Annotated in this window: 17 protein-coding genes; 11 read left to right on the top strand and 6 right to left on the bottom strand. The window is 44.9% G+C overall.

Translation table 11 applies throughout. The features are described from left to right. Nucleotides 1-8: 8 nt before the first annotated feature. Nucleotides 9-821 carry a transporter substrate-binding domain-containing protein gene (locus HMPREF1150_RS08905; protein ID WP_009659316.1) on the bottom strand — a complete coding sequence of 271 codons (813 nt, stop codon included), beginning with the start codon at nucleotides 819-821 and terminating at the stop codon, nucleotides 9-11. A gap of 14 nt (nucleotides 822-835) precedes the next feature. Continuing rightward, nucleotides 836-1,597, bottom strand: coding sequence for an amino acid ABC transporter ATP-binding protein (locus HMPREF1150_RS08910; RefSeq protein ID WP_009659238.1), 762 nt, complete (start codon nucleotides 1,595-1,597; stop codon nucleotides 836-838). Between the two features lie 338 nt (nucleotides 1,598-1,935). Here HMPREF1150_RS08910 and yycF point away from each other — a divergent pair, with 338 nt between their 5' ends. From yycF to ftsY, 9 genes are all read left to right on the top strand, one after another. Further along, entirely contained in the window at nucleotides 1,936-2,637 is a 702-nt protein-coding gene (yycF, locus tag HMPREF1150_RS08915; protein ID WP_009659314.1) for a response regulator YycF, read from the top strand. Continuing rightward, the gene (vicK, locus tag HMPREF1150_RS08920) at nucleotides 2,630-3,979 is read left to right on the top strand and encodes a cell wall metabolism sensor histidine kinase VicK (RefSeq protein WP_002899938.1); all 1,350 of its coding nucleotides are present in this window, start codon (nucleotides 2,630-2,632) and stop codon (nucleotides 3,977-3,979) included. The genes yycF and vicK overlap by 8 nt, the downstream gene beginning before the upstream one ends. Before the next feature lie 9 nt (nucleotides 3,980-3,988). Continuing rightward, nucleotides 3,989-4,789, top strand: a complete 801-nt coding sequence (locus HMPREF1150_RS08925) for an MBL fold metallo-hydrolase (RefSeq protein ID WP_009659352.1) — start codon at nucleotides 3,989-3,991, stop codon at nucleotides 4,787-4,789. A gap of 91 nt (nucleotides 4,790-4,880) precedes the next feature. Then, nucleotides 4,881-5,240, top strand: coding sequence for a YbaN family protein (locus tag HMPREF1150_RS08930; RefSeq protein ID WP_002903152.1), 360 nt, complete (start codon nucleotides 4,881-4,883; stop codon nucleotides 5,238-5,240). Nucleotides 5,241-5,361: 121 nt separating this feature from the next. After that, nucleotides 5,362-6,060 (top strand): ribonuclease III, encoded by a 699-nt coding sequence (rnc, locus tag HMPREF1150_RS08935; protein ID WP_002903151.1) that lies wholly within the window; start codon nucleotides 5,362-5,364, stop codon nucleotides 6,058-6,060. After that, nucleotides 6,051-9,587, top strand: a complete 3,537-nt coding sequence (smc, locus tag HMPREF1150_RS08940; RefSeq protein ID WP_009659343.1) for a chromosome segregation protein SMC — start codon at nucleotides 6,051-6,053, stop codon at nucleotides 9,585-9,587. The genes rnc and smc overlap by 10 nt, the downstream gene beginning before the upstream one ends. A gap of 1 nt (nucleotide 9,588) precedes the next feature. Further along, nucleotides 9,589-10,383, top strand: coding sequence for a Cof-type HAD-IIB family hydrolase (locus HMPREF1150_RS08945; protein ID WP_002906098.1), 795 nt, complete (start codon nucleotides 9,589-9,591; stop codon nucleotides 10,381-10,383). Next, nucleotides 10,383-11,201 (top strand): Cof-type HAD-IIB family hydrolase, encoded by an 819-nt coding sequence (locus HMPREF1150_RS08950; protein ID WP_009659296.1) that lies wholly within the window; start codon nucleotides 10,383-10,385, stop codon nucleotides 11,199-11,201. The genes HMPREF1150_RS08945 and HMPREF1150_RS08950 overlap by 1 nt, the downstream gene beginning before the upstream one ends. A gap of 3 nt (nucleotides 11,202-11,204) precedes the next feature. Beyond that, complete coding sequence (gene ftsY / locus HMPREF1150_RS08955; protein ID WP_009659247.1) at nucleotides 11,205-12,725, top strand: signal recognition particle-docking protein FtsY; 1,521 nt, start codon at nucleotides 11,205-11,207, stop codon at nucleotides 12,723-12,725. A gap of 50 nt (nucleotides 12,726-12,775) precedes the next feature. Here ftsY and zwf read toward each other — a convergent pair whose 3' ends face one another. From zwf to HMPREF1150_RS11490, 4 genes are all read right to left on the bottom strand, one after another. Beyond that, nucleotides 12,776-14,236, bottom strand: coding sequence for a glucose-6-phosphate dehydrogenase (zwf, locus tag HMPREF1150_RS08960; protein ID WP_009659299.1), 1,461 nt, complete (start codon nucleotides 14,234-14,236; stop codon nucleotides 12,776-12,778). A 174-nt stretch (nucleotides 14,237-14,410) separates the two neighbouring features. Then, on the bottom strand, nucleotides 14,411-15,229 hold the full coding sequence (locus HMPREF1150_RS08965) for a TIGR03943 family protein (RefSeq protein WP_032905367.1): 819 nt from the start codon (nucleotides 15,227-15,229) through the stop codon (nucleotides 14,411-14,413). Then, on the bottom strand, nucleotides 15,226-16,131 hold the full coding sequence (locus HMPREF1150_RS08970) for a permease (RefSeq protein ID WP_002912891.1): 906 nt from the start codon (nucleotides 16,129-16,131) through the stop codon (nucleotides 15,226-15,228). Before HMPREF1150_RS08970 ends, HMPREF1150_RS08965 begins: the two co-directional genes overlap by 4 nt. Beyond that, complete coding sequence (locus HMPREF1150_RS11490; protein WP_002897213.1) at nucleotides 16,128-16,265, bottom strand: SPJ_0845 family protein; 138 nt, start codon at nucleotides 16,263-16,265, stop codon at nucleotides 16,128-16,130. The genes HMPREF1150_RS08970 and HMPREF1150_RS11490 overlap by 4 nt, the downstream gene beginning before the upstream one ends. A 178-nt stretch (nucleotides 16,266-16,443) precedes the next feature. Between HMPREF1150_RS11490 and HMPREF1150_RS08975 the strand changes: the two genes are divergently transcribed. Together HMPREF1150_RS08975 and HMPREF1150_RS08980 are read left to right on the top strand one after the other, a co-directional pair. Continuing rightward, the gene (locus tag HMPREF1150_RS08975) at nucleotides 16,444-18,576 is read left to right on the top strand and encodes a Tex family protein (protein ID WP_009659356.1); all 2,133 of its coding nucleotides are present in this window, start codon (nucleotides 16,444-16,446) and stop codon (nucleotides 18,574-18,576) included. Continuing rightward, entirely contained in the window at nucleotides 18,563-19,000 is a 438-nt protein-coding gene (locus tag HMPREF1150_RS08980; RefSeq protein ID WP_009659268.1) for a SprT family protein, read from the top strand. The genes HMPREF1150_RS08975 and HMPREF1150_RS08980 overlap by 14 nt, the downstream gene beginning before the upstream one ends. Nucleotides 19,001-19,041 lie beyond the last annotated feature (41 nt).

Raw genomic sequence — 19,041 nt, 5'->3', positions numbered from 1 at the left:
TCTCCTTTCTAATCATCTGTTGAAGTAGATGGTTTTAAATCATATTTGTCATAAAGTTTCTGTAGACTGCCGTCTTCCTTCCATTTAGAGATTAGGCCATCTACATAGTCATTCAATTGAGTATTGGATTTTTTTGTTACCACACCATAATCGGCTTTTTTGAAGCTGTAATCCAGAATGTTTGACTTGGAGCTTACATAGCCGGTCAGGATGGACTTATCAACAGAAATGGCATCAATACGGTGAGCCCGCAAGGAAACAGCAAGTTCAGGGTAGGAGCCTAACTCCACATATTCGAAGTTGAGTTTTTTCTCTTGGGCGATTTCTTCCAGCAAGGTCTGAGTGATAGAGCCTTGAACGACGCCGATAGTCTTGTTATTCAAGTCCTTGACGTCTGTAATTTTGCTGGATTTATTAACCAAAAAACCAGAAGCATCAGTGTAGTAAGGGGTTGTGAAATTATAGATTTCCTTACGCTCATCTGTGATGGTAAAAGTCGCAATGACCATGTCAACTTGTCCATTGTCTAGCAGTGGTCCGCGGGTTTGTGCGGTAACTGGGACGTAGTTGATTTTGACGCCTAGTTCCTTGGCAATTTTCTTTGCAATATCGATTTCTAGACCGCTGTAAGTATTACTATCAGGATTGAGGTAACCAAAGTTAGGTACATCCTGTTTGACACCGACATTGAGGACACCACGTTTCTGGATAGCCTTGACCTGTTGGCTGGTACTGGAATCGGCTTGTGCGGGAACGACGTGAATCAAGCCAAGAGTCAATAGGAGTAAGACTAGGCTGATGATTATTTTCTTTAGTTTCATAGATCTTCTCCTTTCTAAGAAAGCACATTATCACTCTCATGGTTGATAATTTTACTGAGAAATTGCTTAGCGCGAGGTTCAGTAGGATTGTCAAAGAAAGCATCTACATCAGTAGTATCCACCAGCACCTCACCGTCTGCCATGAAGATAATGCGGTCAGCTACCTCACGGGCAAAACCCATTTCGTGTGTGACCACAATCATGTTCATGCCGTCTTTGGCTAATTTTTGCATAACAGCCAGAACATCACCGATTGTTTCAGGGTCCAGGGCAGAAGTTGGTTCATCAAAGAGTAGGAGCTCAGGGTGCATGGCTAAACCACGGGCAATGGCAATCCTTTGCTTTTGTCCACCGGACAGCATGCCTGGGTAAGAGTCTTTTTTGTCCCACATGTTGACAAATTCTAGATATTTTTGAGCGATTTTTTTAGCTTCTTGTTTATCCATTCCTAAAACTTTAATAGGCGCCAAGGTAACATTTTCTAACACCGTTTTGTGGGGGTAAAGATTAAAATGTTGAAAGACCATTCCGACTTCTTTGCGTAAGTTGACCAGATCTTTGGCAGCAGCGTTCACGACCTCATGGCCGTTGACAATCAGACTTCCCTGGTCAATACCTTCTAAAGCGTTGATTGTACGGATAAGAGTAGATTTTCCTGAGCCAGATGGTCCTAACAGTACGACTACTTGCCCTTTTTCAAAACTGAGATTGATATTGCGCAGAGCATGGTAATCTCCGTAATACTTTTCGACATTTTTAAATTCAACTAAAGCCATATCTTTCTCCTTTGTGTTAGATAATATGACATAGATTTTACCATAGAATAAATAAACTGTCAAATTGAATAAAAATGACTATTTTTATTCAGAGAGAAATTTTTTTGATGAGAATCGTCCATTTTCTACAAATGTGGAATAAAAATGGCTTGAATTAGTGTTTTTTAAGAAAACTTTGGTATAATAAGATATATAAATAAATAAAATTGGATTGGGAGTCTAGCTAGGCAAACTAGATTGCCTTTTGCACGTGTTGATGCAGGACGACTTAGCTGACTATGTCACAACTTTTCTATCATGGAGTTGATTCAATCCCAATCTTATGTTAAGGTGAACATATGAAGAAAATATTAGTTGTAGATGATGAGAAGCCAATCTCAGATATTATTAAGTTTAATATGGCCAAGGAAGGCTATGAGGTTTTGACTGCTTTTGATGGTAAGGAAGCCTTGGAAATGTTTGAAGCAGAACAGCCAGATATCTTGATTTTGGACTTGATGCTGCCAGAAGTGGATGGATTGGAAGTGGCTCGGACTATTCGTAAGACCAGCAATGTTCCGATTATTGTATTGTCCGCTAAGGACAGTGAGTTTGACAAGGTTATCGGCCTTGAAATCGGTGCGGATGATTATGTGACCAAGCCTTTCTCAAATCGTGAGCTTCAGGCGCGTGTTAAGGCACTTCTTCGTCGGGCAGACCTTGTTGTGGAAAACCAAATAGAAGAAAGTGGCCCGAACGAGCTGACCATTGGGGAACTGCAGATTTTGCCAGATGCTTTTGTTGCTAAGAAGCATGGCAAGGAGCTGGAGTTGACTCACCGCGAGTTTGAACTTCTTCACCATTTGGCGACACATATCGGTCAGGTGATGACACGTGAGCACTTGCTGGAAACAGTATGGGGTTATGACTATTTTGGCGATGTCCGTACAGTCGATGTGACCATTCGTCGCCTGCGTGAAAAGATTGAAGATACGCCAAGCCGACCTGAGTATATCCTGACTCGCCGCGGAGTTGGCTACTATATGAGAAATAATGATTGAAGCAATTAAACAATTTGTGATTTCTGCGGATTTTGTCTTTGCAATCATTATTATCGGCTTCATTGTAGTTGTTGCCTTGCTTTTATTGGAAAATCGCCGTGATAACCAAAAGCTTGTACAGCTTAATCAAAAGGTTAAAGATTTGATTGCAGGGGACTATTCTGAAGTGCTGGACATGCAGGGAAGTCCGGAAATCACAGATATGACCAACAGTATCAATGATCTTTCAGAGGTCATTCGACTGACACATGAAAACCTTGAGCAAGAAACAAAACGCCTTTCCAGTATCCTGTCCTATATGACAGATGGCGTGCTTGCGACCAACCGCCGGGGACAGATTATCACTATCAACGATATGGCAACCAAGCAGTTGGGAGTTAAGAGAGATGAGGTCCAAAATATGAGTATTTTGGATCTGCTTTCGATTTCAGACGAGTATGATTTGAGGGACCTGATTACCAATGTACCTGAGCTGACGATAGATTCTCAGGATGAAAATGGTGAGTATTTGAGCTTGCGGGTTCGCTTTGCCCTAGTAAGGCGTGAGTCGGGCTTCATTTCTGGTTTGGTAGCTGTCTTGCATGACACGACAGAGCAGGACAAGGAAGAGCGGGAGCGTCGCCTCTTTGTCTCCAACGTCAGCCATGAGTTGCGGACTCCGCTGACCAGTGTTAAGTCCTATCTGGAAGCCCTGGATGAGGGAGCCTTGTCTGAGCCAGTAGCGCCAGACTTTGTCAAGGTATCGCTCAATGAAACCAACCGCATGATGCGGATGGTGACGGACTTGCTCAGCTTGTCACGTATCGACAACGAGACTAGTCATCTGGAAGTGGAGCTGACGAATTTTACAGCCTTTATCACCTTTATCCTCAATCGCTTTGACAAGATAAAAAATCAAGACGAAACCAAGAAATATGAGATTATCCGTGATTATCCGATAACACCGATTTGGGTGGAGATTGATACAGATAAGCTGACCCAGGTGATTGATAATATCATGAACAATGCCATCAAGTATTCGCCAGATGGTGGAACCATTACTGTTTCCATCAAGACAACTGATGAGCAGTTGATTCTCTCGATTGCAGATGAAGGTCTGGGGATTCCCAAACAGGACCTTCCTAAGATTTTTGATCGCTTTTATCGAGTGGACAAAGCACGCAGCCGTGCCCAAGGCGGAACGGGTCTGGGGCTGGCTATTGCCAAGGAAATTATCAAGCAGCATCAGGGCTTTATCTGGGCTAAGAGTGAGTATGGTGTGGGCTCGACCTTTACCATTGTCTTGCCTTATGAGAATGATGGTGTCCGGGATGACGACTGGGATAATGAAGATGATATATAGAAAGTAAACATGACTAAAGGATTTCAATACAGTATTCTGGCGTCAGGATCAAGTGGTAACTGTTTCTATCTGGAAACAGATCAAAAGCGGATTCTGGTTGACGCTGGCTTATCAGGCAAGAAAATTACGAGCTTGCTGGGCGAAATTGGCCGCAAGCCTGAGGATTTGGATGCTATTTTAGTGACTCATGAGCACAAGGATCACATTCATGGTGTTGGTGTATTGGCTCGCAAGTATCATCTGGATATTTATGCTAATGAGGCCACTTGGAAGGCTATGGAAAAGGACCTGGGCAAGCTGGATGCTAGTCAAAAGCATATCTTTGAATTGGGCAAGACCAAGACCTTTGGAGACTTGGATGTGGAGAGCTTTGGTGTTAGTCATGACGCAGCCTGTCCACAATTTTACCGCTTTATGAAGGATGACAAAAGCTTTGTCATGCTGACGGATACGGGCTATGTCAGTGACCGGATGGCTGGAATTATCGAAAATGCCGATGCTTACCTGATTGAGAGCAACCATGATATTGAAATTCTCCGCAGCGGTGCCTACCCATGGAGTCTCAAGCAGAGGATTCTGTCGGATATGGGTCACTTGTCCAATGAAGATGGAGCAGAGACTATGATTCGGACTCTGGGCAATCGCACCAAGCGAATATATCTGGGCCATCTCAGTAAGGAAAATAATATCAAAGAATTGGCTCACATGACCATGGTCAATCAACTGGCTCAAGCCGATATGGCAGTCGGTCACGACTTCCAGGTCTATGATACCTCGCCTGATAACGCAACGCCTTTGACGAGTATTTAAACACCAGACCGAAAGGTTTAGTTTTCTCGCTCTAGTGCGGTATCCATTAAATATTTAAAAAGCAACAATTTTATTTTACAAAGGAGCTTGTATGCGGCCAATTTATTTTGTGGTAGGTCTATTATCTTTAGGGTTGGGAGTTTTGGGGATTTTTCTGCCTCTCCTGCCGACGACACCATTTCTTCTCTTGTCCATTGCCTGCTTTTCGCGCAGTTCCAAGCGCTTTGAGAATTGGCTCTATCATACAAAGATGTATCAGACCTATGTGGCAGATTTTCGAGAGACAGGAACGATTGCCAAGGAGCGTAAGAAAAAGATCATCGTTTCCATCTATATCTTGATGGGGATTTCCATTTTTCTAGCGCCTATTATTTGGGTTAAGATTGGACTGTTGGGTCTGACCGTTTTTATCACCTATTATTTGTTTAAAGTAATTCCGGATAAGGAATAGAAATCACTGTCAGCAGGTGCGTTTGCGCCTGTTTTTTGTTATAATAGAGACTGTATATCTTTGGAAAGGAAAAGGTATCGTGCTGCTTATCTGACTGAAGTCAGCATGATCTAAAATAGTAATGGAAAATTTGAAAAAAGCATTGCTGGAGCAGTTTGACTTGGTTTTCTCTGATGAGACCTTGTTGGAAACGGCTTTTACTCATACGAGCTATGCCAATGAGCACCGCCTCTTAAAAATTTCACACAATGAGCGCTTGGAATTTTTAGGAGACGCTGTTCTGCAACTGATTATTTCGGAGTATCTTTATACCAAGTATCCTAAGAGACCAGAGGGCGATCTGTCCAAGCTGCGCTCCATGATTGTTCGGGAAGAGAGCCTGGCAGGATTTGCCCGTGATTGTCAGTTTGATCAGTTTATCAAGCTGGGACGCGGAGAGGAGAAGTCTGGCGGCCGGAATCGTGATACGATTTTAGGAGATTTGTTCGAGGCCTTTTTAGGCGCTTTGCTCTTGGATAAGGGTGTGGAAGCAGTCAAAAGCTTTCTCTATCAAGTCATGATTCCCAAGGTGGAAGCGGGAGATTTTGAGCGGGTGACGGACTATAAGACAAAGCTGCAGGAGTTGCTGCAGATTAATGGCGATGTGGAAATTGCCTATCAGGTCGTCTCCGAGACAGGGCCGGCTCATGCCAAAAATTTCGAGGTGGCCGTTCTCATCAATGGTCGTAAGTCCGGTCAAGGCCAGGGGCGTTCTAAAAAGCTGGCCGAGCAGGAAGCTGCTAAAAACGCATTTGAAAAGGAAAGTTCTTCATGTTTTTAAAGGAAATTGAAATTCAGGGCTTCAAGTCATTTGCTGATAAGACTAAAGTTGTCTTTGATCAGGGAGTGACAGCGGTTGTTGGGCCAAATGGTTCCGGCAAGTCCAATATTACGGAGAGCCTGCGCTGGGCCTTGGGAGAGTCCAGTGTGAAAAGTCTGCGGGGCGGCAAGATGCCCGATGTGATTTTTGCGGGAACAGAAACCCGCAAGCCACTAAATTACGCATCAGTGGTAGTGGTTCTGGATAACAGTGACCAATTTATCAAGGATGCTGCCAATGAGATTCGGGTGGAGCGTCACATTTACCGCAGCGGTGACAGTGAGTATAAGATTGACGGTAAAAAAGTCCGTCTGCGCGATGTCCATGATCTCTTCATGGATACTGGGCTGGGACGAGATTCCTTCTCCATCATTTCCCAAGGGAAAGTTGAAGAAATCTTTAACAGCAAGCCGGAGGAACGCCGGGCAATTTTTGAGGAAGCAGCTGGAGTGCTTAAGTATAAGACACGCCGCAAAGAAACGGAAAGCAAGCTTAGTCAAACCCAGGATAATCTGGATCGACTTGAAGACATTATCTACGAGCTGGAGAGCCAGATCAAGCCCTTGGAGAAGCAGGCTGAAACTGCTAAGCGCTTCTTGAGTCTGGATGGCCAGCGCCGAGAGCTTTACTTGGATGTTTTGGTCGCTCAGTTGACAGCTAATAAGGAAAGACTGACCCAGGCTGAAGAAGATTTAACGAGTATCCAGCAGGAGCTAGCAGCCTACTACAGCAAGCGCGATGAGCTGGAAGTTGAAAATCAAACCTTGAAGGCCAAGCGCCATGAGCTCAATCAAACTTTGTCTGATGATCAAGCTAGTTTGCTGGAATTGACCCGCTTAATCAGTGATTTGGAGCGTCAGATTGACCTTTCTAAGCTGGAGTCCAGCCAAGCAGCGACGAGCCGTCGGGAAAATGAAGAACGTTTGGCCGCTTTGTCAGAAAAACTGGCTCAGATAGAAAGCAACATAGAAGACAAGCAGGCTGAATTGAGCCAAATAGCTGCCAAACTGACTGACAATGAGCAGTCTATCACTGCTTTGGAAGCAGAATTAGCAGACTTTTCAGATGATCCAGACCAGCTGATTGAGCATTTGCGTGAGCAGTATGTCAAGCTCATGCAGGAAGAGGCAAATCTTTCTAATGACTTGACTTCTCTGGAGAGCCAGCTGGCTAGTGAGCTTAAATTAGCTGAGAGAAAGAAAGCTGACTATGCTAAGCTGCAGGCTGATTTGGAGGCTAGCCAGACTCAGGAGCAGGCTGGTTTGGGGGAGTTGGAAATTGCTCGCCAAGCCCTCAAGGGCCTACTGGCTGACTACCAGAGTCAGGTTCAGTTGGTAGAGAAGCTAGAGGCTGACTATAAGCATCAGCAGACTAAGATGTTTGAGCTTTTGGATGACCTCAAAAACAAGCAGGCACGTTCCAATAGCTTGGAGGCCATTCTTAAAAATCACAGCAATTTCTATGCTGGAGTCAAGAGTGTGCTGCAGGAGGCTGACCGCCTGGGAGGTATTGTAGGAGCAGTTAGCGAAAAACTCAGCTTTGACCCCCACTATCAGACTGCGCTGGAAATTGCGTTGGGAGCCAGCAGTCAGAATATCATCGTGGAAGATGAGGCGGCTGCGACTCGGGCTATCGAATTTCTGAAGAAAAATCGGGCTGGCCGGGCAACCTTCCTGCCTTTAACAACCATCAAGCCGCGTCAGCTGCCTGACCATAACCGTGCTACAATTGAAAAAAGTGCTGGTTTTCTGGGACTGGCTTCTTCCTTGGTCAGCTATGAGTCATCGTTAGACAGCATTTTTCAAAATCTGCTGGGAACGACTGCTATTTTTGATACAGTGGAGCATGCCCGAGCGGCAGCTCGTCAAGTACGCTATCAGGTTCGCATGGTGACTTTGGATGGGACGGAGCTTCGGACTGGCGGATCTTATGCTGGTGGTGCCAACCGCAATAACAATACTATCTTTATCAAGCCGGAGCTAGATGCTTTGTTTGAGGAGATTAAGCAGAAAAATGCCAGCTTGAAAGAGCAGGAAGAAGCAGTGCAAATTCTGCAAAACCAGCTAAGTCAGGCTAAGCAGGTATTGGAACAAATCAAGACAGACGGTGAGCAGGCTCGCTTGGCTGAGCAAAAGGCTAATCTAGCCTATGAACAGTTAGCCAAACGCGTAGAAGAGCTCACAAGCCTGAAAAATCTACAGGAACAGGAGTTGGCTGGTCAATCTGCTTTGGATATCTCAGAAGAAAAAGACCGACTGCAGACCCGCTTGACTGAGATTGAGCAAGAAAAAACGGATATCACAGCAGAAATAGAGCAGGTTAAGTCGAACAAAGATGCTGTTCAAGCTCGTTTCGACAAGCTTTCCTCTCGCCTAGCAGAACTCAAGCTCCAGCGGACAGAGCTGACCTCCAATCAACGCTTTGAAAAGAATGACTTGGAACGTCTGTCCGAGGAAAAAGCCAGCCTTGCAAAAGAGCAGTCGACCTTGGAACTTTTGATGGAGCAAAAGGAGCAGTCCAGCTTGCAAAAGGTGGATATTACGATTCTGGAAGAGCAATTAGAGACCGCCAAGCAAGAAAAGATTGAGCTGGATCAAAGACTGATTCGTCTGAAATTTGAGCTTGAAGATCTAGAAGGTCAGTCTGACGATATTGCCAGTCGTTTGGAGCAAGCCCGCCATCAAAATGAAGAATTGATTCGCCGGCAGGCTAAAGCAGAGGCAGAAAAGGATAAGCTCATGGATGTCATGCGCCGTCTGGCAAGCAATCTGACAGATGACTATCAGATGAGCTTTGATGAAGCAAGCAGCCAGGCTCGGCCTTTAGAAAGTTTACCAGCTGCTGAAAGCCAAGTTAAGGATCTGGAAAAAGCTATTCGAGCTTTAGGTCCAGTCAATCTGGAAGCAGTTGAGCAGTTTGAAGAAGTCAGCAACCGTTTGAACTTCCTCAATGAGCAGCGAGACGATGTCCTATCAGCCAAAAATCTGCTCTTAGAGACGATTGAAGAGATGAATGACGAAGTCAAGGAACGTTTTAAATCAACCTTTGAAGCCATTCGTGAAAGCTTCAAAGTGACTTTCCGTCAGATGTTTGGCGGTGGTTCGGCAGACCTGATATTGACGGAGGGAGACTTGCTGACAGCTGGTGTAGAAATCTCCGTGCAGCCACCGGGAAAGAAAATCCAGTCGCTTAATCTGATGAGCGGTGGCGAGAAGGCCTTGTCAGCTTTGGCTCTACTCTTCTCTATCATCCGCGTTAAGACCATTCCTTTTGTCATCTTGGACGAGGTCGAAGCAGCGCTGGACGAAGCGAATGTTAAACGCTTTGGGGATTATCTCAATCGATTTGACAAGGACAGCCAATTCATCGTGGTCACTCACCGTAAGGGAACCATGTCAGCTGCAGACTCTATTTACGGAGTTACCATGCAGGAATCTGGGGTTTCCAAGATTGTCTCGGTCAAGTTAAAAGATTTAGAAAGTATGTAAAATGAGTATAAAATTAGTAGCAACGGATATGGATGGCACCTTTTTGGACAGTAAAGGTCAGTTTGATATGGACCGCCTCAAGCAAGTTTTGGCTCGCTTCAAAGAAAAAGATATGTACTTTGCCGTAGCCAGCGGACGGGGTCTCTTGTCGCTGGAAAAGCTGTTTGAGGAAGTACGCAATGAGATTATTTTTATTGCTGAAAACGGTAGTTTAGTGGAATTTCACGGCGAGGATCTCTATGAAGCAACCATGCCTCGGAATTTTTATCTCAATGTTTTTGACAAGCTGCAGGAATCTCCCTATGTCAATGTCAACGAGCTGCTTTTGACGGGCAAACGTGCCTGCTATGTCTTGGAGACTGTGGATCCGACCTATCTTTCTTTCAGTGCTCATTATAATGAAAATATTCAAAAAGTAGCTAGCCTGGCTGATATCGACGATGAAATTTTCAAGTTTACGACCAATTTTGCTGAGGACCAAGTCGCAGCTGGTGAAGCTTGGGTCAATGAGAATATCGATGGAGTCAAGGCCATGACAACTGGCTACAAGTCCATTGACATCGTTCTGGACCATGTGGATAAGGGGGTTGCCATTGTCGAGCTGGCCAAGAAGCTAGACATAGATCTTTCTCAGGTTATGGTTTTTGGCGATAATCTCAACGATATGCACATGATGCAGGTGGCTGGCTATCCGATCGCGACTGAAAATGCTCGCCCTGAGATTTTAGAAGTCGCCAAGGAAGTCATCGGCCACCATGATGCTCAGTCGGTTATCACTTACATGGAGGGATTGTAATGGCAGATATAAAACTGATTGCTCTGGACTTGGATGGGACTCTCCTGACTTCAGACAAGAAGATTTCTGAGCGTAATTTAGCAGCTTTAAAAGCAGCTCAGGCCAAGGGAGTTAAGGTAGTTCTGACTACTGGCCGCCCTCTTAAGGCCATGGACTTTTTCCTGCATGAGCTGGGAACAGACGGTCGAGAGGATGAGTACACCATTACTTTTAATGGTGGTCTTGTTCAGCGCAACACTGGAGAAATCCTTGATAAAACAGTCTTTTCTTATGATGATGTGGCTCGGATTTACGAGGAGACGGACAAGCTCTACATACCGCTTGATGCTATCTGCGAAGGACTTGTCTATCAGATTCAGTCCGATCAAGATTCGCTTTATGCTCAGTTCAATCCTGCTCTGACCTTTGAGTCCATTGATTTTAGTGATTTGTCCAGCCAGCAGACTTATAACAAATGTGTCACTGCTTATGCTCAAGAACCACTGGATGCGGCTATTGAGCAAATTTCACCGGAATTATTTGAGCGCTATGAGATTTTTAAATCTAGAGAAATGCTGCTGGAGTGGTCCCCTAAAAATGTCCATAAGGCTAATGGTTTGGAGAAACTAATTGCCCATTTAGGCATTGAGAGAAGTCAGGTCATGGCTTGTGGTGATGAAGCCAACGATCTGTCTATGATTGAGTGGGCTGGTCTGGGAGTAGCCATGCAGAATGCAGTAGCCATCGTCAAAGAAGCAGCCAATGTGGTGACACCTATGACTAATGATGAGGATGCAGTGGCTTGGGCTATTGAAGAATATATACTAAAGGAGGATTAGCCGATGGGATTATTTGACCGCCTTTTCGGCCGAAAAAAGCAAGAACCACCGATCGAAGAAGTTGTCAAGGAAGCATTGGAAAACATTGACGAGCTTGAAGAAGAAACAGCGCCTGCTCCAGAAGCAGGAGAAAATCTTGAAGCGGAAGCTGTTCAGTCCTATCAGGACGAGCAGCAACTTGATGACCAAATTTCGGATACAAAAGATAGTTTAGCTGATGTTGAAGAGCCAGCATCTCAAGCTATCCAAGAAGAAAGCAAGGAGCCAGAGCATGAAAGAGAAATTATTGCAGAAAATCAAGAAGTGGCTCAAGGAGCAAGTCAGACTGAAGAAACTTTAGAAGAGCACCAGCCTGAAAGCAGTGACGAAACGGTAGAAGAACTTGTTGAACAAACAAACCTTTCGGATAAAGCATCATCTCATATTGAGCATGAAGCTGTTTCTCATGACGAGGTGGTAACTGATTCAAATAATGAGGTCGAGCTAGAAATAGAAACTGAACCACTGGCAGAATCAGAACAGGTCGATCAAGCAGCTGATGTTGCTGAAGAATCAGAAGCAGCAGCTACAGAAGAGCCTGCAGGACTTCCTCAAGAGGAATCCACTCAGGAAAAATATGACCGCAGCCTAAAGAAGACTCGGACAGGGTTTGGAGCACGGCTCAATGCCTTCTTTGCCAATTTCCGCTCAGTAGATGAAGAGTTCTTCGAAGACTTGGAAGAGCTGCTCATCACTAGTGATGTAGGGGTTCAAGTGGCTTCCAGTCTGACTGAGGAACTACGCTATGAAGCGCGTCTGGGAAATGCTAAAAAACCAGCTGCTCTGCGCCAGCTGATTATTGAAAAATTGGTAGACATTTATGAGAAAGATGGCCGCTTTAATGAAAAAATCAATTTCCAAAACGGACTGACTGTCATGCTCTTTGTTGGGGTCAACGGAGTCGGTAAGACTACCTCTATCGGTAAACTAGCCTATAAGTACAAACAACAAGGCAAGAAAGTCATGTTGGTAGCAGCAGATACATTCCGAGCTGGAGCAGTAGCTCAGCTGGCTGAATGGGGTCGGCGCGTTGACGTTCCAGTAGTAACAGGGCCTGAAAAGAGCGACCCTGCCAGCGTGGTTTATGACGGAATGGAGCGTGCTCAGGCAGAGCAGGTTGATGTTCTTATGATTGACACGGCTGGTCGCCTACAAAATAAGGACAATCTCATGGCGGAACTGGAGAAAATTGGCCGTATTATTAAGCGGGTGGATCCAGAAGCGCCACATGAAACTTTCCTAGCTCTCGATGCTTCAACCGGTCAGAATGCTCTGGTTCAGGCCAAGGAATTTTCTAAAATTACTCCAGTCACAGGAATTGTACTGACGAAGATTGATGGAACAGCTCGAGGTGGGGTTGTGCTAGCCATTCGTCAGGAATTGGATATCCCAGTGAAGCTGATTGGCTTTGGAGAAAAGATTGATGATATCGGTGAGTTTAACTCGGAGAACTTTATGAAAGGCCTGCTTGAAGGCTTGGTATAAAACAAAAAACCAGTATGAGTACTGGTTTTTTTATGAACAATTTTTAAATTTTATTTGTTTGGAGACCACTGCCAGTCAGCTCCAAATTCTCTAAGGAGTTCAAAGGAAGCATCTGGTCCCATAGAACCGACAGGATACTCATGAAGAGGCACTTCGTTGCTATGCCAGAGCTCTTCAATCTGATCGATCAGCTCCCAGCTGGAGCGGACTTCATCCCAGTGGCTGAAGTTGGTTGAGTCATTATTAAGGACGTCAAAGATTAATTTTTCGTAAGGATCAGGGGAAGCACCGCTAGCTGTTGCGTCTGTTCGATAGTCCAGAGAGAGAGGAGCTAAGCTGAAGCGCTCGCCAACCTCTTTACCATTCATGCTGAGAGAGAAGCCCTCAGTCGGCTGGATATGAATGGTCAGAACATTTGGTGCTAATTCCTCACCAAAGATAGACTCCATTTGTTTAAAGACAATATTAACAAGAGTGCCTTTTTCAGTGAGGCGTTTACCAGTTCGGAAGAAAAATGGAACATCACGGAAACGTTCGCTATTTACGAAGAAAGCTCCTGAAGCAAAGGTTTCGGTCATAGAGTCAGGATTGACATTAGGCTCGCTCCGGTAGGAGATGTATTTCTTGCCTTTGACTGTGCCAGACTTATACTGACCGCGGATAAAGAAGCGTTTTAGGTCTTCTTTATTCGGCTCTACCAAGCGTTCAAAAACTTTGACTTTCTCTGCTCGAATGTCCTCTTTGCTGAAGCTTTTCGGCTTGTCCATAGCTAAGAGTGACAGTAGCTGTAAGGTATGATTCTGCACCATATCCCGTAGAGCACCGGACTGGTCATAGTAACCGCCACGTTCTTCGACACCTAGCTTTTCTGCAAAGGTAATCTGGACATTGTCAATGTAGTCACGATTCCAGATGTTTTCAAAGATAAGATTGGCAAAGCGGATAGCGAAGATGCTCTGAATCATTTCCTTGCCTAGATAATGGTCAATACGGAAAATCTGCTCTTCATTAAAGGCAGCCAAGAGTTCTTCATTAAGTTGGCTGGCAGTTGCCAAGTCTGTCCCGAAAGGTTTTTCGACAATCAGGCGTTCAAATCCTTTGCCATCTACGATGTTTTCAGACTTGAGGTGTTTGGCAATGGTTCCGAAAAATTGCGGAGCCATGGACAGGAAGAAGAGCTTATTGTGCTCGGCTTGGTATTGCTCATTGAGTCGGTTTTGAAGCTTGCGCAGCTCAATGTAGTGCTCGGTATCCTGCACATCATGACTTTGATAGTAGAAGTGACTGGCAAACTCTTGGGCTTGCTCTGGACTGTCAGCTAAATCAGCGATTGCCTCGACAACTACAGACTCAAAATACTCCTTGCTCCAAGGCCGGCGGGCTGTTCCAATGACTGCAAAATGCTTGGAAAGATTGCCAGACTTATAGAGCCTGAAGAGGGATGGATAGAGTTTTCTTTTGGCCAAGTCACCGCTGGCTCCGAAAATTGTTACAATAACTTTTGAAGACATCCTGATACCTATTTTCTAAATGATGTCTCTATTTTATCACAATTTTTCTAAAGATTGTATTCAGAAATTCGGTTTCTGAAAAGGGGGATAAATAGAGAGGAATTGACCGCTGCTTGAAACATATTCAAATACAAAAAATGAGACTTAGACACGATTGTGCCAGCCTCGTTTTCTTTATTCAAATACCCGATAAACGTAAGGATTTTCTGGTTTTTCTACCTTATCAAAGCTTTCAACTTCTAGAGTTGGCAGGCTTTGTCCAAGACTTTTATGGTAGTGCATGGTAATTTTTCCTTTGGCATGAATCCAAGTATTATTCTCGAAATGCTGGGTATTTCCAGTCGTCAAGAGGCCATAGACACCTGAGTCGGCGATACAATGGATAATACCGAAGCGAAAGAGAAATTGACTCTTCTGGTCGCTGGGATCATTGTAGACAAAGCCGGTGAACTCCAGCGTCTTGCCCACAAACTCGTCGGGATAATCATAGATGACCTCCATGATTTCCATGTAGTTCTCAGTTGTGACCTGAATGGTATCTTGCTTGATATACTTCTTGGCAGCTGCCCGCATTTCTTTTTCGTAAGCCCCCTTGGTAAAGTAGGTACTGGTGTCCGGCTTCAGGTATTGGCTGGTTGTGCCTTCGTCCTGCTGAATAGCAGTTGAAGTTCCCTCAGCCAGCGGGAAATGAAAACCTTTAGCAGAAACTGTAGTCGAATCCAAGGTTACAGTTGGAAAGAAAATTCCCACAAAAAGCGGAATGACAAGGAGCAGCACGCTGCCAAACTTGGCCCAGCGAGTGTTTAAATGACTGTGAACCTCCATCTTCTTCATCCAGATGATGAGCTGCACGACAGCCAAGACAAAAGACAGAATCATAGACAAGTATGCCAGATAGGAGTAATGGAGATTGATATATTGGTTGAGCTTGCCTGTCAGCTGTAGGTACATGGTGATCTCAAAGTAGCCGACTAAGATTAGAAATCGGATCATAGCACTACCCCCACAAGCCAAGAGTAAAGAAAGACGACGACGGTAACCAGGCTGATAAATTGCCAGATAAAGCGTGTCTTAAAGTAGTTTTTCATCATCAGCAGATTCTTGACATCTAGCATAGGCCCAATGACCAAGAAAGCTAAGACTGGCGATAAGCCGAAACTAGCAATCAAGGAGCTCCCAATGAAAGCATCAGCTTCGCTGCAAAGTGAGAGCAGGAAGGACAGCAGCATGAGCAGGAGAATAGCAACAGCTGGTGTTGAGCTGATGGAGGTCAAGATTCTGGTTGGCACATAGACCTGGACTAGGCTGGCAAAGAGACAGCCAAAGACCAGATAGCGACCTGTATCGAAAAATTCATCAATGGCTTGAACGAAGACTTGAAAAAGCTTTTGTCTCTTGCTGAGATGTGAAAAGTCATGCTCATGAACAGCCTTGCGATTTTCTTTCTGAATATTACTATCCGCAAAGAAGCCCAGGAAAATCCCTAAAAGAATAGCCACGACCATAGAACCTAAAGCACGAAGCAGAGCCATTCGGAAGGAATTACCAAAGGCTGAGTAGGTCGCAAAGAGCACGATGGGGTTGATGACTGGAGCCGTTACCAGAAAAGGCAAAGCCGTGTAGCTGGGAACTTTCTTTTCCAGAAACCGATTTATAATAGGGACGATTCCGCACTCGCAAGAAGGGAAGACAAAACCAACCAAGCTTCCAAAGAAAATCCGAGCCCATTTGTTCTTGGGTAGGAAACGATAAACCTTGTCTGGCGTGACATACACCTCGATAAAGCCAGAAATGATACTTCCAATCAAGACAAAAGGCAGGGCCTCAATGATAATGGAGAGAAAAATGGCACCAGCTTGCAGGACACTGGCCGGTAGCTGAGAGAAGAAGCTCATTCTTTTTTATCCTTCTCGTTTTTAGATTTTTTCTTGTCTTCCTCAGGGAACTCTACCTTTTCCATCTTGGGCAGGGTCGCAAACTCCTCGAACATCTTGTCCAAATCGTCTGATCTAGTAAATTTAACAGCCATAAAGGCACCTCATTTCTAAAATAATAATTCTATTATACTACCAATTATCAAAAAATGAAATTTTGAAACATAAGGGACTTCTTGTCGCTGATTTACCCTAAATTTTTTTGTACAAATAGTACTAAATAGTTCTAAAATAGCCTATCTTTCAAAGCACTTGTGATATAATAGGATTGTTATGGAAAATATAAATATTGAAAAAATTGCCCAGAAATTGGGCCTTAAAGAAAGCCAAGTATCACAGGTCCTAGATCTGACCGCTGAGGGGAATACGATTCCTTTTATTGCTCGTTACCGTAAGGAAATGACAGGAAATCTGGATGAGGTCGAGATTAAGGCAATCATTGACTTAGATAAGAGCATGACTGCCTTGGCAGAGCGTAAAGCGACGGTCTTAGCTAAGATTGAGGAGCAGGGCAAACTAACGGATGCGCTGCGCTCTGAGATTGAGGCTGCTGAAAAGCTGGCTGATGTGGAAGAACTTTATCTGCCCTACAAGGAGAAGCGCCGTACCAAGGCTACTATTGCTCGTGAAGCAGGTCTCTTTCCTTTGGCCCGCTTCATCCTACAGGATGCGGCTAACTTGCAGGAAGAGGCAGAGAAACTTACTAGTGAAGCCTTTCCAACAGCAGAAGCTGCTCTAGCTGGAGCAGTGGATATTCTGACTGAAGCAATTTCCGAAGATACTAAGCTGCGGGCTTGGACCTACCATGAGATGCAGACCAATTCTTCTATCGTATCCAGTCTCAAAGACGGTGATTTGGATGAAAAGCAGATCTTCCAAATTTATTATGATTTTTCTGAAAAAGTAGCGACTATGCAAGGCTACAGGACTCTGGCTCTTAATCGTGGTGAGAAGCTAGGTATTCTCAAGGTTGGCTTTGAGCACAATCTCGAGAAGATCCTGCGCTTCTTTGAAGTACGTTTCAAGGTGAAAAATGCCTATATTATCGAAGCTGTCCAGCAAGCAGTCAAAAAGAAAATCATTCCAGCCATGGAGCGCCGTATTCGGACCGAGCTGACTGAAGCTGCTGAGGATGGTGCGATTCAGCTCTTCTCAGAAAATCTCCGTCATCTCCTTCTGATTGCTCCTCTCAAAGGCCGCGTAGTACTGGGCTTTGACCCAGCCTTTCGGACAGGAGCCAAGCTGGCTGTTGTTGATGCGACAGGAAAAATGCTGACGACCCATGTTATTTATCCAGTAGCGCCAGCAAAGCCAGCTCAGATTGAAGCATCTAAGAAAGAGTTATCGGAGCTGATTGAGCAGTTTGGCGTGGAAATCATTGCCATCGGAAACGGAACTGCCAGCCGAGAAAGCGAAGCCTTTGTAGCAGAAGTTTTGAAATCTCATCCGAATGTCAGCTATGTTATCGTCAATGAAAGCGGAGCATCTGTCTACTCTGCTAGTGAACTGGCTCGTCATGAGTTTCCAGATTTGACTGTTGAAAAGCGTTCAGCTATTTCCATTGCCCGCCGTCTGCAAGATCCTTTAGCTGAGCTGGTTAAGATTGATCCTAAGTCTATCGGGGTTGGTCAGTACCAACATGATGTCAGCCAGAAAAAACTGTCTGAAAGTCTGGACTTTGTCGTTGATACCGTGGTTAACCAGGTCGGGGTCAATATCAACACCGCAAGTCCTGCCCTGCTGGCCCACGTAGCTGGTCTCAATAAGACTATCTCAGAAAATATTGTTAAATATCGGGAAACAGAAGGCTTGATTCGGTCTCGCGAGGCCATCAAGAAAGTGCCGCGTCTAGGCGCAAAGGCTTTTGAACAGGCAGCCGGCTTCCTGCGTATTCCCGAAAGTGATAACCTGCTAGACAATACAGGCGTTCACCCAGAGTCTTATAAGGCGGTGGAGGAGCTCTTTAAGCGTCTTGACATTAGCAGTTTAGATGAAGCAGCCCAAGCCAAATTAAAAGCAGTGCAGACTGCTAGTTTGGCTGCAGAGCTAGGCTTGGGAGAAGAAACCCTCAAAGATATTATTGCTGATTTGCTTAAGCCTGGTCGGGATTTGCGAGATTCCTTTGACGCGCCAGTCTTGCGGCAGGATGTCTTGGATATCAAGGACTTGCGTATCGGTCAAAAGCTGGAAGGAGTCGTTCGGAATGTCGTTGATTTCGGAGCCTTTGTGGATATCGGTATCCACGAGGACGGTCTTATCCATATCTCCAAGCTGAGCACAGACTATATCAAGCATCCTAGTCAGGTCCTATCTGTTGGTGACTTGGTCACTGTCTGGGTGGATAAGCTAGATGTGGAGCGGGAGAAGGTTAACCTCTCTCTGATAGCACCAAATGAATCTAACTAACTATGTCAAGCGGGTTTCGCTTGAGGATTTTGGCTGGGAATTCCGCCATCAAGCATATTGGAACAAGCGCCTCCGGACTACAGGGGGACGCTTCTTTCCTAAAGATGGCCATCTAGATTTTAACCCAAAAATCTATGAAACTTTTGGGCTGGAAACTTTCCGAAAAATTGTCCGCCATGAGCTGGCTCACTATCATCTCTATTATCAGGGTAAAGGTTATCGCCATGGGCATAGAGATTTTAAAGACCTGCTCAAGCGAGTTGATGGTCTGCGCTACGCTCCATCCTTGTCCGACTCGCAAACCTTTCTCATCTATGAATGCCTGAGCTGCGGAGCACTTATCCGTCGCAGACGCAGAGTCAATCTTCAAAAATACCGTTGCGGACGCTGTATGGGCAAGCTTCGTTTGTCGGAGAATGGTTGATAATTATTAAGAGAGTTCATTGAAGAACTCTCTTTTTTAAA

This window comes from Streptococcus sp. AS14 (assembly GCF_000286495.1).
Classification (GTDB): Bacteria; Bacillota; Bacilli; order Lactobacillales; family Streptococcaceae; genus Streptococcus; species Streptococcus sanguinis_P.
This window is presented reverse-complemented; position numbering and strand designations above follow the sequence as displayed.